Here is a 12529-nt window from a genome sequence, read left to right on the forward strand (position 1 = left end):
TCATGCCCGGCTTTATGCCCGGCATCCACGTGTTTTTTCGTGTCCCTGCGGCGGCAGCGGGGCATGACAAATCGAGGGCTGACAGGGCCCGCCTGAGTGGCTATATCACCCCGGCCCGGCACGTCCGGGCTTTTGGCGTTTGACTGGAATTGAGACATGACGGGAACGACACGATCGAGCGACGGGCTGGACGACCGCCGCAAGCGGCTTCTGTTCCGCTGCTGGCACCGCGGCACGCGCGAGATGGACCTGATCCTCGGCCGCTTCGCGGATGCCGAGATCGGCAATCTGTCCGACGACGAGCTGACGCAGCTCGAGACCCTGCTCGAAGAGGCCGATCCCGACCTCTACGCCGCCATCACCGGCGACAAGGTGCTTCCCGCCGAAGTCATCGGCCCGCTGTTTGCGCGCATCAAGGCGTTTCCGATCGCGGACCGCGACGTATGAAGCAGGGGATGAAATCGCCGGCCGAGCTGCTCACGCCCGGCCGCGCGCTGACGCTTGCCAATGTCGCCGACGGTGCCGAGGGCCTCGTCGTCTCCGATCTCGCGCGCGCAATCGCGGCGCGGCCGAAGAAGCCGGCCGTCAGCCTCGCCGTGATCTGCCGCGACGGGCCGCGGATGCAGCAGCTCGAACGTGCCTTGCAATTCTTCGCGCCCGATTTGCCCGTGCTGACCTTCCCGGCCTGGGACTGCCAACCCTATGACCGCGTCTCGCCGCATGGCGGCGTCCTCGCGCAGCGCCTGACGACGCTGGCACGGCTGGCGTCCCTGACCGGTAGCGACAAGCCGCTGATCGTGCTGACCACGGTGAACGCCGTCGTGCAGCGGGTGCCGGCGCGCGAACTCGTCGCGGCGCAGGCGCTGTCGGTCGCGCCCGGCAACGTCGTGCCGATGGACACCATCGTCGCCTGGCTCGAGCACAATGGCTACAACCGCTCCTCGACCGTGCGCGAGCCCGGCGAATACGCGGTGCGCGGCGGCATTCTGGACCTGTTTCCGGCCGGCCTCGAACAGCCCGTCCGTTTCGACTTCTTCGGCGACAGCCTGGAATCGATCCGCACCTTCGATGCCGAGACCCAGCGCACGCTGCTCGACATGCGCGCGCTCGATCTCGTGCCGATCTCCGAATTCCAGCTCGTCACCGATACCATCCGCCGCTTTCGCATGGGCTACGTCGCCGAGTTCGGCGCGCCCGAGCGCGACGATGCACTCTACGAGGCCGTCAGCGAGGGCCGCCGTCATCCCGGCATGGAGCACTGGCTGCCGCTGTTCCAGGACCGGATGGACACGCTGTTCGACTACCTGCAGGGCGCGGCGATCGCGATCGAGCCGCAGGCCGAGGACGCCATCCGCGAGCGCTTCAAGCAGATCCTCGACTATTACCAGGCCCGCCGCGATGCGATGGAGCATCCGGGTGGCGGCGCCATCTACAAGCCGCTGCCGCCTGACCGGCTCTATCTGACCGAGGAGGAGTGGGGCAAGCGCGAGAGCGGGATGCCGCTGGTGCGGCTGACACAGTTTTCGGTGCCTGCCGATGGTACCAGCGTGGTCGATGCCGGGGCACGCAAGGGCCGCGACTTCGCGCCGGAGCGCAATGATAACAAGGTCAACGTCTTCGAAGCCGTCGTCGCACATGTGCATGGGCTGCTGACAAGCCGCAAGAAGGTGGTCATCGCGCTCTGGACGGAGGGCTCGAGGGACCGCATGACCTCGATGCTGCGCGATCACAAGCTCACCCCTGTAACCAGCGTCAACAGCTGGCGCACGGTGCAGGCGACCCCGCGCAACGAGACCATGCTTGCCGTGCTCGGCCTCGAAAGCGGTTTCGAGACCGACGAGATCGCTGTCATCAGCGAGCAGGACATTCTTGGCGATCGCCTGGTGCGGCCGCGCAAGGCGAGCCGCAAGCTCGACAATTTCATCTCGGAGGTGACGAGTCTCGCCGCCGGCGACATCGTGGTCCATGTCGATCACGGCATCGGCCGCTTCATCGGGCTGCAGACGCTCGACGTCGCCGGCGCGCCGCATGACTGCCTCGAGCTGCATTATGCCGCCGAGACCAAGCTGTTCCTGCCGGTCGAGAACATCGAGCTGCTGTCGCGCTACGGCTCCGACCAGACCTCGGTCGAACTCGATCGTCTCGGCGGCTCCGGCTGGCAGACGCGCAAGGCCAAGCTCAAGAACCGCATCCGCGAGATCGCGGGCGAGCTGATCAAGATCGCTGCCGAGCGCCACCTCCACGAGGCGCCGAAGCTGCCGGTGCAGCCGGGCCTCTATGACGAGTTCTGCGCGCGCTTCCCGTATGACGAGACCGAGGATCAGCTCGGCGCGATCGAGTCCACGCTGAAGGACCTCGAGCTCGGCCGTCCCATGGACCGGCTGATTTGCGGCGACGTCGGCTTCGGCAAGACCGAGGTGGCGCTGCGTGCCGCCTTCGCGGTCGCGCTCGAAGGCAAGCAGGTCGCAGTCGTGGTGCCGACCACGCTGCTCGCCCGTCAGCACTACAGGACGTTCACCGACCGCTTCAAGGGTTTCCCGCTGCAGGTCGCACAGGCCTCGCGCCTGGTGCCGGCCAAGCAGCTCAATCTGGTCAAGAAAGGCCTCACCGACGGTTCGGTCGATATCGTCGTCGGCACCCACGCGCTGCTCAGCAAGTCGATCAAGTTCCGCGACCTCGGCCTGCTGATCGTCGACGAGGAGCAGCATTTCGGCGTCACCCACAAGGAGCGGCTGAAGCAGCTCCGCGCCGAGGTGCACGTGCTGACGCTGTCGGCGACGCCGATTCCGCGCACGCTTCAATTGGCGCTCACCGGCGTGCGCGAGCTCTCGATCATCGCATCGCCCCCGGTCGACCGTCTCGCGGTGCGCACCTTCGTCGCCCCGCACGACCCCTTGATGATCCGCGAGGCGCTGCTGCGCGAGCGCTATCGCGGCGGCCAGGCGTTCTACGTGGTGCCGCGCATCGACGACCTCGCCGAGGTCAAGGACTTCCTCGACAAGAACGTGCCGGAGATGAAGGTCGCGGTCGCGCACGGGCAGATGCCGCCCGCCGTGATTGAGGACATCATGACCGCGTTCTACGACGGCAAGTTCGACATCCTGCTGTCGACCACGATCGTGGAATCCGGCCTCGACATCCCCAACGCCAACACGCTGATCGTGCATCGCGCCGACATGTTCGGCCTCGCCCAGCTCTACCAGCTCCGTGGTCGCGTCGGCCGTTCCAAGCTGCGGGCCTATGCGCTGTTCACGCTGCCAGCGCAGCAGAAGATCACGGCGCAGGCCGAGCGCAGGCTCACCGTGCTGCAATCGCTGGAGACGCTGGGCGCGGGCTTCCAGCTCGCCTCGCACGACCTCGACATCCGCGGCGCCGGCAACATCCTGGGCGAGCAGCAGTCCGGCCACATCAAGGAGGTCGGTTTCGAGCTCTACCAGTCGATGCTGGAGGAGGCGATCGTCAACCTCAAGGCCGGCGTGTCCGAGCCCGCCGCCGATCGCTGGTCGCCGACGATCACAATCGGCATGCCCGTGCTGATTCCGGAGGACTATGTCGGCGATCTCTCGGTGCGGCTGTCACTCTACCGGCGGCTCGCCGACCTCGACAGCGAGGAGGAGATCGAGAATTTCGGTGCCGAGATGCGCGATCGTTTCGGCGTGCTGCCGGACGAGGTGCGCTATTTGTTCAAGGTCGCCGCGATCAAGGCGTTCTGCCGCCAGGCTAATGTCGGCAAGATCGATGCCGGTCCGAAGGGCGCCGTCATCGCCTTCCGAGACAATTCCTTCGCCCATCCCGATCGGCTGGTGAGCTTCATCCGCAGCCACGGCCAGGCCGCGAAGGTACGGCCCGACATGAAGGTGGTGTTCCTGCAAGACTGGGAGACGCCGGAAGAGCGTCTGGCCGGCACCACCGAGATCATGCGCCAGCTGGCGCAGCTCGCGCAGAGCAAGAAGGCGGCGTAGAGGCTTCAGGTCTCACCACGTCATTGCGAGCGCAGCGAAGCGAAGCAATCCAGACTGTTCCCCGCGGAGAGATTCTGGATTGCTTCGCTGCGCGCGCAATGACGGTGTTTGTTGCAGCAGCTTGAAGAAACTACGACGCCGCCCGCGACGCCTCGGCCGACAGTCGCCCGAGCAGCGACCGCGCCGTGTCCGACGGCGACAGGGAGTCCACGCTGACGACGGGATCGCTGCGCATCTCGTGCTTGCCGTTCGAGGTGTGCCGCATCACCGCGGAGAGGCGGCGGGCGATCATATGGGCGGTGCGGAAGTCGGTCTCCGCGAACACGACGATGACCGAACCGTCCTTCTGCGCCACGCCAAAATCCATCTGCCGCATCAGCCTGCTGAGAATGCGCGCGGCATCGAGCTGGGCTCGGGAATTGCCGGGATCGAAGGCGAAGCGTGCGACCGAGAGGCCGCCGCCACGAGCCAGCGTCTGCTCGACCGCCTTGGCAAAATCGCGCGCAAAAGCTTCTACCGTGAGCAGGCCGCTGCGCGGGTCGAGCCAGCCGCCGGCATCGATCGAGCGCAGCGTGCGGCTCAGCTGGGCTTCCATCGCGTGCTGGCGGATCAAGGGCAGCGCATTGGCGGCGACTTTCGCCGGCTCGCCCGGGATCAGCTCGAGATTGGGCAGGTCGTAAGTCTGCGTCAATTGATGCGCGGTGACGACCACGGGCAGGCTGCGGAAGCGAGTGTCCTCGGCGAGCACCGTGAGGAAGGCATCGGTCACGCGGGCGGTAAAACCTTCGGCGAGCACGACGCCGTCGAGGTCGCGGGTGTTGAGATGCTTGGCCGCGGCCTCGATCGAGAGCGCGCCGACGACGCCAATACGCTCGCCTAGCGCAACGGAAAGCGCGGGGTAAGCCGCGCCGCGACCGATCAGAAGCACCGTAGCATCGCGAACGGGATCAGCGTCCGGCAGCGCGACTTTCACCTCGGGCAGCCGGCGCAGCACCGTGGCATGAAGCGTGCGAATCCGTAGCGCGGCGCGAAGCCGCGCGATCAGGCGTTCGGAATGGCCGGCGCGCGAGGAGGAGAAAGGCAGGGCGTTGTGCGGGAGCGCGCCCGCCGCATCCAACGCCACGAAGGGAAGGTAAGGCGATTGCTCGGCGATCTTCCTGGCGAGCAGCGCCAGATGCGGCTCGTGCCCGGCATCCATCGCGGCGAGAACAACGGCCGGCTGCACCTCTTCGACCGCGCGCGTCGCGCCGGCCCAGCCGGTGTCGATCACGGGGAAGAATCGCGCCTCGTCCAGCGCCGCGATGAAGGCCGGCCGCTCGCCATTGGACACAAACAGGATCGGGCCGGCCTGGGACATCGAGAAACTCTGGTCACGCAACAGGTGCTGCGCAATCTAGTCCGGCCGCCTTAATGCAGCGTCAATGGAACGGTCGAAACTACGCTTAGACCGGCCCGGAACGGTCGCGAAAAGCTTCGACCATCAGGGGGTTAAGCCCGAGTTCACTGAGCGTCTCGCGGGCGCGGGCATTGTCCTGGGCTCGGCCCGCGAGCCGGTGACCGGAGAGCCGGTCGGGCAGCGCGGTCAGCAGGGCGCCCTGGCCGAGCCGGCGGGCCCATTCCTGGAGATCGTTGGAGAGGAAGCGGTAGCCGCCGACGGCCATGATCCCGGAGGGCGGCGCGGTGATGCAGATCGCGCCGCTGGGACGATCGAGCCGCGCGGCATAGCCGGTATCGACATAGTCACGTGGCGGCTGCGCGATCAGGGTGTCGCCGGCCGGCTGTGGCGGGGCGTAGGCCGCGATCGGCACCATCGGGCCGCGCAGGCCGAGCGTGCCCTTCGGCGTCAGCAGAATCTCGCCGGCGATCGATGAACCCGACTGCTCGCGTGGCGCGCCGTGCGGTCCCGGCATCACCGGTACCGGCATGCCGTCCTCGCCACGCCGGGCGCCGAACAATCCGGCCTCGCCGAACAGATAGACGTCCGTGAACGGCGCGTGCGGCGCGATCCATGCCTCGCTCGCCGCCACCTGCTCGGGCGCGCGCCACAGGCCGATGACGTTGCGCAAGGTCGGCATCCGCGCCGCCAGATCGGAATCGCCGAGCCGCTGGGCAAATTGCGCCGGTGCGATCAGCACGTCGCATTCGTGCGCGTTGATCTGCTGCTCCAGCACGTCGTTCTCGAACGGATGATGCAGCGCCAGCGTACCGCCGCACAGCAGCCACACCGCGAGCGAGGAGGCGAGCCCTGCGAACGACATCGGCGTGAACGCCGCCATCACGGTCGCGCCCTGCCTGACGTCGGCTTCCAGCGACATCGCGAGCCCACCGGCGATCAGGCTGAAATGCGGTCGCGGCACCGGACGAAAGCCTTCCGCGGTAACGTCGAAGGAGATCATCGCCGCCTTGCGGCCATCCTGAATCACGGCGCGCGAGGTGCCGGGCGGACGGGCCTGCACGTCGTCGAGCGAGGCCATGCCTTCGGGCAGGTTGGTGCCGAAGCCGCAGACATGGCGAATCGAGAAGGCTTCCGCGGCCGCATGCATGGCGAGATCGGCATAGCTGACGCCGTCGACCGTACTCATGGTGACGATGGCGCGCGCCGCGGTGCGGTTGAGAGCGGCGGTCAGTTCGGCATGGCGCCAGAGCAGCGGCAGCACGGCAACGACGAGGCCGGCGCGATGGGCGGCGAGAACGGTGAGCACGAACTCGACCGTATTCGGCAGCTGGATGGCGATGACGGAATTGGCCGGCAGGCCCGATTCGACGAAATAGGCGGACAGCGCCTCGATGGCCGTGTCTGCCTCGGCATAGCTCATCCGCCGCGGCTGGTGCCCGGTCACGCGGAACTTGTTCAGCGGGTCGAGCAGGGCAGTCGCGTGCGGCTGCCGCATCAGCGTGCGCTGAAACAGCGTGTCGAGCGTCGGCGATACGGCTGGCTGGTTCACGGCGTCACTTTGCTTGACGAGCTTGCGGCTGCCCCTTCGACCACCAGGTCTCCGGCAAATAGCCGGACAGCGAGGTGGCCTCTGGCGGTTCTATCCGATTCCAGCGCGCGATCCATTGCTCGGATACGTTAAACAGGGGGATTGTGTAGAAACCGGAGATCAAAGCGCGATCGAGCGCCCGCACCGCCGACACGAAAGCCGTATGTTCACGGGCTTCCAGCAGTGCGGCGATCATCGCATCGACGGCGGGATCCCGGGCCCCCATGTAGTTGCGGGTGCCGGGATTATCGGCGGCAGCGCTCCCCCAATAGAAATATTGCTCGTTGCCGGGCGACAGCGACTGGTCCCAGCGGTTCTGGATCATGTCGAACTCGTACGCGAGCCGGCGCTGGTCGAATTGCACGGGATCGACCGATCGCACGCTCGGCTCGATGCCGGCGCGCCTGAGGTCGCGCTGGAACGCAAGCGCGACGCGTTCCTGGTCGCGGGTCGTGACCAGGATCTCGAAGGTGAAGGGCGCCTTGGTCGCGCGGTTGCGCAGCACGGTGCCGTCGAGATCGTAGCCGGACTCCGACAATAGCTTCAGGGCCGCGCGCAGCGTGGTCCGGTCGCGGCCCGAACCGTCGGTCACCGGCAGGCGGTAGCTGCCGTCCATGATGTCAGGCGGGATCTGCGCGGCGAACGGCTTGAGCAGCTCGCGCTCGCGCGCATCGGCGGGATGGCCATACGCTGACAGATCCGAGCCGGCAAAATAGCCGGCGACGCGCGAGTAGAGGTTGAAGAAGTAATTGCGGTTGACCAGCTCGAAGTCGAACAGCAGCGTCAAGGCCTGGCGGATGCGGATGTCGGCGAAGATGGGACGCCTCGTGTTGAACACCAGAAATTCGGAAGGTTGCGGCACGCCCGGCTTGAAGGTGTCGCGGATCACGTCGCCATTCTTTGCCGCGGGAAAGTCGTAGCCGTCGTGCCAGCGCAGCGGCTCGTGCTCGATGCGGAAATCATAGAGGCCGCGCTTGAAAGCCTCGAACTGGCCGTTGGCTTCGCGAAAATAGTCGAGCCTGATCTCGTCGAAATTGTAGAGCCCGCGATTGATGGGGAGGTCACGGCCCCAATAGTCGGGATTGCGGGTGAGCGTCACGCTGGCACCGGGCCTCACCGCGGTGACGCGATAGGGGCCGGAGCCGACCGGACCCGTCAGCGTCGTCTCCTCGAAAGCCGCGACGTCGACCGCGTGTTTCGGCAGGATCGGCATCAAGCCGAGGATCAGCGGCAGTTCGCGGTCATTGGCCCCCGCAAGGTCGAAGCGGACGGTGAGGGGATCCGGCGCCTCGGCGCTTGCGACCTTGCCGTAATATTGCCGGTGGTTGGGGCGGCCGTGGTCGCGCAGCAGCTGCCAGGAGAACAGCACGTCCTCGGCGCGGACCGGCTTGCCGTCGGAGAAGCGGGCGCGGGGATCGATGTGGAACGTGACAAAGCTCCGCTCGTCATCGGTCTCGACCGATCTGGCGAGCAGGCCGTAGAGCGTGAACGGCTCGTCATTGCCGCGCGCGAGCAGGCTCTCGATCACGTAGTTCCGCATCTGCTGCACGGCCAGTCCCTTGACGATGAAGGGATTGAGGCTGTCGAAGGTGCCAAGAACGCCCCAGGTCAGCCGGCCGCCTTTGGGGGCATCAGGATTGACGTAAGGCATGTGGGTGAAATCGGCAGGCATCGCCGGCTTGCCGTGCATCGCGATGGCGTGGGCCTCCTCGGCCCCCGCGCCGCTTGCCGGGAGCCCCAAGGCGAACGAGAACCCCAAGGCGAAAGCCAGGGTGCAGAGGCCGACGCAAAGACCCTCAGGGCGGCCCTCGAGAAGGCGCTGGAACATGAACATCTGCACACGTTGATTCGAGGACCGCGGGCCTGAATCCTATCACAGGGATTTTCCCGGGGGCGCACGCTGGCGCGCGGCCAAAGACGCTTGTCGGCATTGATCTTTTCGTCGGCCACGTTAAGAAGGCACGCAATCGCGCACGAGCGCCGAGCCGTCACTTATCCGCCTCATTTGACGGGGAGAGAGCCGCGCCCAAGGCGGCCAGGTTCGGTGCGTCGAAGCGGTTCGGGCACTTCCCGTTTAGAAAGGGTTTTCCGCAATGAATTTCCGTTACTTGGCCGCGTCCGTCCGGCCGCGCGGGCGACTTCTCGCCTTGTTGACGGCGACGGCGTTGGCCGTCCCGTTTGCCGCCGAGGCTCAGGCGCCGGCTCCGGGCGCGCCCGCGCCCAAGGCGGCTCCGAAGGCCGCTCCGAAGGCTGCCCCAAAAGCGCCGGCGCCGGCCGCTCAGGCGCCCGCCCAACCGGCACCCGCCCAAGGCACTCCGGCGCAGCAGGGCGCGGCCCAGCCGGCCGATCAGCAGATCCAGCTGATCTATGCCCCCTGGACCAAGTTCTGCCTCAAGGGCCAGGACGCCAACGCCAAGCAGGTCTGCTTCACCGGCAAGGACGGCCGTATCGAGTCGGGCCAGCCGGTCATCGCAGCCGTCATCATCGAGCCCGAAGGCGAGCCGAAGAAGATCCTGCGCGTGACGCTGCCGCTCGGCATGCAGCTGGTGCACGGCACCCGCATCATCGTGGACAACAATCCGCCGTTGCAGAGCCCGTATGTGATCTGCTTCCAGAACGGCTGCATGTCCGACTACGAAGCCACGCCCGAGTTCATCAACAACATGAAGAAGGGCCAGAACCTCGTTGTTCAGGCGATCAATGCCAACGGCGCGCCGCTGACGCTGCCGCTGCCGCTCGCCGGCGAATTCCAGAAGGCCTATGACGGTCCGCCGACCGATCCGAAGGTGTTCGAGGAAACTCAGAGGAAGCTGCAGGAAGAGCTCCAGAAGAAGGCTGAAGAGCTGCAGAAGAAGCAGCAGCAAGCGCCTGGCGCCGCTCCGGCCGGACAGAAGTAATCAGCGATCAATCCCGCACATGAAAAAGGCGCTCGGTTCGAGCGCCTTTTTTGCTGGCCAGTTGGTGGCGGCGAAACTCAGTTCAGCGATGGATTCCGCGGGCGGTAACCGCCGGTCTTGTCCTTGACGAAGATCTCGGCGACCTGGGAATGCCGGACCGGCTCGCCGGAATCGTCCGGCACGAGATTCTGTTCGGAGACATAGGCGACGTATTCCGACTCCGAGTTCTCCGCGAGCAGGTGATAGAACGGCTGGTCCTTGTGGGGCCGCACCTCCTCGGGGATCGACAGCCACCACTCCTCGGTGTTGTTGAATTCCGGATCGATGTCGAAGATCACGCCCCGGAACGAGAAGATCCGGTGGCGCACGACCTGTCCGATCTGGAATTTGGCGGTCCGCGCTTTAATCATTCCCCGTCGATAGACCAGGATTGTGGCCGATGCTAGTGCCCTGATCTGGAATTAACCCGCGGTTGCGGGGCAGATAACCCCCCAATCTTCAGAAAACACTTCATCAATGGTCGATATCCTCAATCTGGCTCTACCTTATTTCGGCTTGATCTTCGTTGGATTCGCCTGTGGCAAGGTCAAATCGCTGCCGGAATCGGGCCTCGCCTGGATGAACTTCTTCCTGCTCTATGTGTCGCTGCCGGCACTGCTGTTTGCGATCATGTCGAAGACGCCGTTTTCGGAATTGAACAACCCGCCGTTCCTGGTCGCGACCACGCTGTCGACGGTTGCGGCGTTCACACTCGCGCTGGTGATCGGCAAGGTTCTCGGCCGGCTGACACTGCGCGAGGCGACGCTTGCCGGGCTCTCGGGCGGCTACGGTAATATCGGCTACATGGGACCGGGCCTGGCGCTCGCCGTGCTCGGGCCGAAGGCCTCGGCGCCGACTGCGCTGATCTTCTGCTGCGACAGCATCTTTCTGTTCACGATCGTGCCGCTGCTGATTGAGCTCTCGGACCGCGATCATCCCTCGATCGTGCATGCCTTCGGCGTCGTGCTGAAGCAGATCGTGCTGAACCCGTTGATCATGTCGGCCTGTTTTGGCGCGGCCTTCGCATCGCTGCATATCGAGATGCCGGTCGCGCTCGATCGCACCATCACCTTCCTCCAGAACGCAGCCGCCCCGACCGCGCTGTTCGTGCTCGGCGTGACCGTGGCGCTCCGTCCGTTCGATCGGGTCCCGTGGGAGGTGCCGGGCGTGATCGCGATCAAGCTCCTGATCCACCCGCTCGCAGCTTTCGGCCTGATGCTGGCGTTCGGCCCGTTCGCGCAGCCCTGGGCCGCGACCGCCGTGCTGATGGCCTCGCTGCCGCCGGCTTTGAACGTGTTCGTCATCGCCCGGCAGAACGACGCCTGGATCGAATCCGCCTCCGTCGCAGTGCTCCTCGGGACGTTTGCATCCGTTGTCACGCTGACCAGCGTGATGTGGGCGATCCAGACCGGGCGGCTGGCGTTTCCTTGAGCGGCGGTTACTTCCGCCAAGTCGGCGTCAGCCCCTCGCGCATCGCAAAACGCCGGAGCGGGCCGATCGCGCCGAGCAGGTGCATGCCGACCGCGCGGACCGGCTGGAGCGGCAGGAAATCGTTGAGCAGTGAGCGGTTGGCGATGTCGATCGCAAAGGTCCGGCTCAGGATGTCCGGGCGCCGGGCCCGGTCGTAACGCTTGAGCACGTCGGGCGCGCCGGGATCCTGGCCCGATGCGATGGCCTCGCCTGCGAGCCTCGCAATGTCGGCGGCATCGCGAAGGCCGAGATTGAGGCCCTGGGCGCCGATCGGGGGAACCACATGGGCGGCTTCGCCGACCAGCGCGATGCGGTCGCGACCAAAGGATTTTGGACGTTCGATCGCCAGCGGGAACAAATGGCGGCCCGGCTCCACCGTCATGCGTCCGAGGATCGAATGGGACTGCTTCTCGATCGCGGCGGACAATTCCTCGTCGCTCAGGCCGCGAAGTCGCTCTGCGTCCGCAGGCGCCGAGACCCAGACGACGCTGGAGCGATCGCCGGGCAGAGGCACGAACACGCAAGGGCCATGCGGGGTGTGGAACTCGGTCGAGACGTTGCGATGGGGCCGCGCGTGGCCGACATTGAAGGTCAGCGCCGTCTGGGTCAGCTCGCGCCGCGTCACCGCGATGCCGGAGGCTTGGCGGCACAGCGAATGCCGGCCGTCGGCGCCGACCACGAGGCGGGCCGAGAGAAATTGCGCAGCCGCGGTGCGGATCGCGACGTCATCGGCTTCGATGACGACAGTTTCGGCCTCGTCGTCGAAACGGACGACATCGGGCAGTTCGGCCGCGCGCGCCTCCAGCGCCAGCATCAGCGAGCGGTTGTCGATATTGTAACCGAAGGCATCGAGGCCGATTTCGTGGCAGGAGAACCGGACCTCGGGGCTGCGAAACAGCCGGCCGGTGTCGTCGACGAGCCGCATGATTTCAAGCGCGGCCGCCTTGTCCTTGCAGCGCGGCCAGACGTCGAGGCTCTCCAGCAGATCGACGGAGGCACCGAGTAGCGCCGTGGTGCGATTGTCGGCATAGGGCACGCGACGCGCCACCAGTGCGGTCCGTGCGCCTGCCTGCGCCAATGCGATGGCCGCGCCAAGTCCCGCCGGTCCGCCGCCGATTACGGCCGCGTCAAAGAGTGTCGATGCATCTGTCATGGAACGACATTTGACACGCCCCGC

Annotated in this window: 9 protein-coding genes; 4 read left to right on the forward strand and 5 right to left on the reverse strand. The window is 66.2% G+C overall.

Translation table 11 applies throughout. The features are described from left to right. The first annotated feature begins 156 nt into the window (after positions 1-156). Positions 157-447: an FAD assembly factor SdhE gene (locus ABIB90_RS09335; RefSeq protein ID WP_009859479.1), complete on the forward strand. Its 291-nt coding sequence runs from the start codon at positions 157-159 to the stop codon at positions 445-447. Next, on the forward strand, positions 444-3962 hold the full coding sequence (gene mfd, locus ABIB90_RS09340) for a transcription-repair coupling factor (RefSeq protein WP_354160830.1): 3519 nt from the start codon (positions 444-446) through the stop codon (positions 3960-3962). Before ABIB90_RS09335 ends, mfd begins: the two co-directional genes overlap by 4 nt. A 130-nt stretch (positions 3963-4092) precedes the next feature. Here mfd and ABIB90_RS09345 read toward each other — a convergent pair whose 3' ends face one another. The 3 genes from ABIB90_RS09345 to ABIB90_RS09355 all read right to left on the reverse strand — a co-directional run bounded on the left by ABIB90_RS09345 (position 4093) and on the right by ABIB90_RS09355 (position 8780). After that, the gene (locus ABIB90_RS09345; protein WP_354160828.1) at positions 4093-5319 is read right to left on the reverse strand and encodes a GGDEF domain-containing protein; all 1227 of its coding nucleotides are present in this window, start codon (positions 5317-5319) and stop codon (positions 4093-4095) included. An 85-nt stretch (positions 5320-5404) separates the two neighbouring features. After that, entirely contained in the window at positions 5405-6907 is a 1503-nt protein-coding gene (locus ABIB90_RS09350) for an AMP-binding protein (RefSeq protein ID WP_354160826.1), read from the reverse strand. Positions 6908-6911: 4 nt separating this feature from the next. Further along, positions 6912-8780 carry an extracellular solute-binding protein gene (locus tag ABIB90_RS09355; protein WP_354160963.1) on the reverse strand — a complete coding sequence of 623 codons (1869 nt, stop codon included), beginning with the start codon at positions 8778-8780 and terminating at the stop codon, positions 6912-6914. 259 nt (positions 8781-9039) lie between these two features. Between ABIB90_RS09355 and ABIB90_RS09360 the strand changes: the two genes are divergently transcribed. After that, positions 9040-9843 (forward strand): invasion associated locus B family protein, encoded by an 804-nt coding sequence (locus ABIB90_RS09360; protein WP_354160824.1) that lies wholly within the window; start codon positions 9040-9042, stop codon positions 9841-9843. Between the two features lie 77 nt (positions 9844-9920). Here ABIB90_RS09360 and hspQ read toward each other — a convergent pair whose 3' ends face one another. Continuing rightward, positions 9921-10253, reverse strand: coding sequence for a heat shock protein HspQ (gene hspQ, locus ABIB90_RS09365; protein WP_007590865.1), 333 nt, complete (start codon positions 10251-10253; stop codon positions 9921-9923). A gap of 106 nt (positions 10254-10359) precedes the next feature. Between hspQ and ABIB90_RS09370 the strand changes: the two genes are divergently transcribed. Then, complete coding sequence (locus tag ABIB90_RS09370) at positions 10360-11313, forward strand: AEC family transporter (protein ID WP_354160822.1); 954 nt, start codon at positions 10360-10362, stop codon at positions 11311-11313. 7 nt (positions 11314-11320) lie between these two features. On the opposite strand, the gene ABIB90_RS09375 is transcribed toward ABIB90_RS09370, so the two are convergent. After that, a complete protein-coding gene (locus ABIB90_RS09375) occupies positions 11321-12505 on the reverse strand; it encodes a UbiH/UbiF family hydroxylase (RefSeq protein ID WP_354160820.1) in 1185 nt (394 codons plus the stop codon). Positions 12506-12529 lie beyond the last annotated feature (24 nt).

It is taken from the genome of Bradyrhizobium sp. JR4.1 (assembly GCF_040548605.1).
In the GTDB taxonomy this organism is placed as follows: domain Bacteria; phylum Pseudomonadota; class Alphaproteobacteria; order Rhizobiales; family Xanthobacteraceae; genus Bradyrhizobium; species Bradyrhizobium canariense.

What these genes read in the sequence shown, in the direction of transcription:
- ABIB90_RS09370 (WP_354160822.1), top strand. Translation starts at nt 10,360, where the DNA reads ATGGTCGATATCCTCAATCTGGCTCTACCTTATTTCGGCTTGATCTTC.
- hspQ (WP_007590865.1), bottom strand. Translation starts at nt 10,253, where the DNA reads ATGATTAAAGCGCGGACCGCCAAATTCCAGATCGGACAGGTCGTGCGC.
- ABIB90_RS09360 (WP_354160824.1), top strand. Translation starts at nt 9,040, where the DNA reads ATGAATTTCCGTTACTTGGCCGCGTCCGTCCGGCCGCGCGGGCGACTT.
- ABIB90_RS09345 (WP_354160828.1), bottom strand. Translation starts at nt 5,319, where the DNA reads ATGTCCCAGGCCGGCCCGATCCTGTTTGTGTCCAATGGCGAGCGGCCG.
- ABIB90_RS09375 (WP_354160820.1), bottom strand. Translation starts at nt 12,505, where the DNA reads ATGACAGATGCATCGACACTCTTTGACGCGGCCGTAATCGGCGGCGGA.
- mfd (WP_354160830.1), top strand. Translation starts at nt 444, where the DNA reads ATGAAGCAGGGGATGAAATCGCCGGCCGAGCTGCTCACGCCCGGCCGC.
- ABIB90_RS09355 (WP_354160963.1), bottom strand. Translation starts at nt 8,780, where the DNA reads ATGTTCATGTTCCAGCGCCTTCTCGAGGGCCGCCCTGAGGGTCTTTGC.
- ABIB90_RS09335 (WP_009859479.1), top strand. Translation starts at nt 157, where the DNA reads ATGACGGGAACGACACGATCGAGCGACGGGCTGGACGACCGCCGCAAG.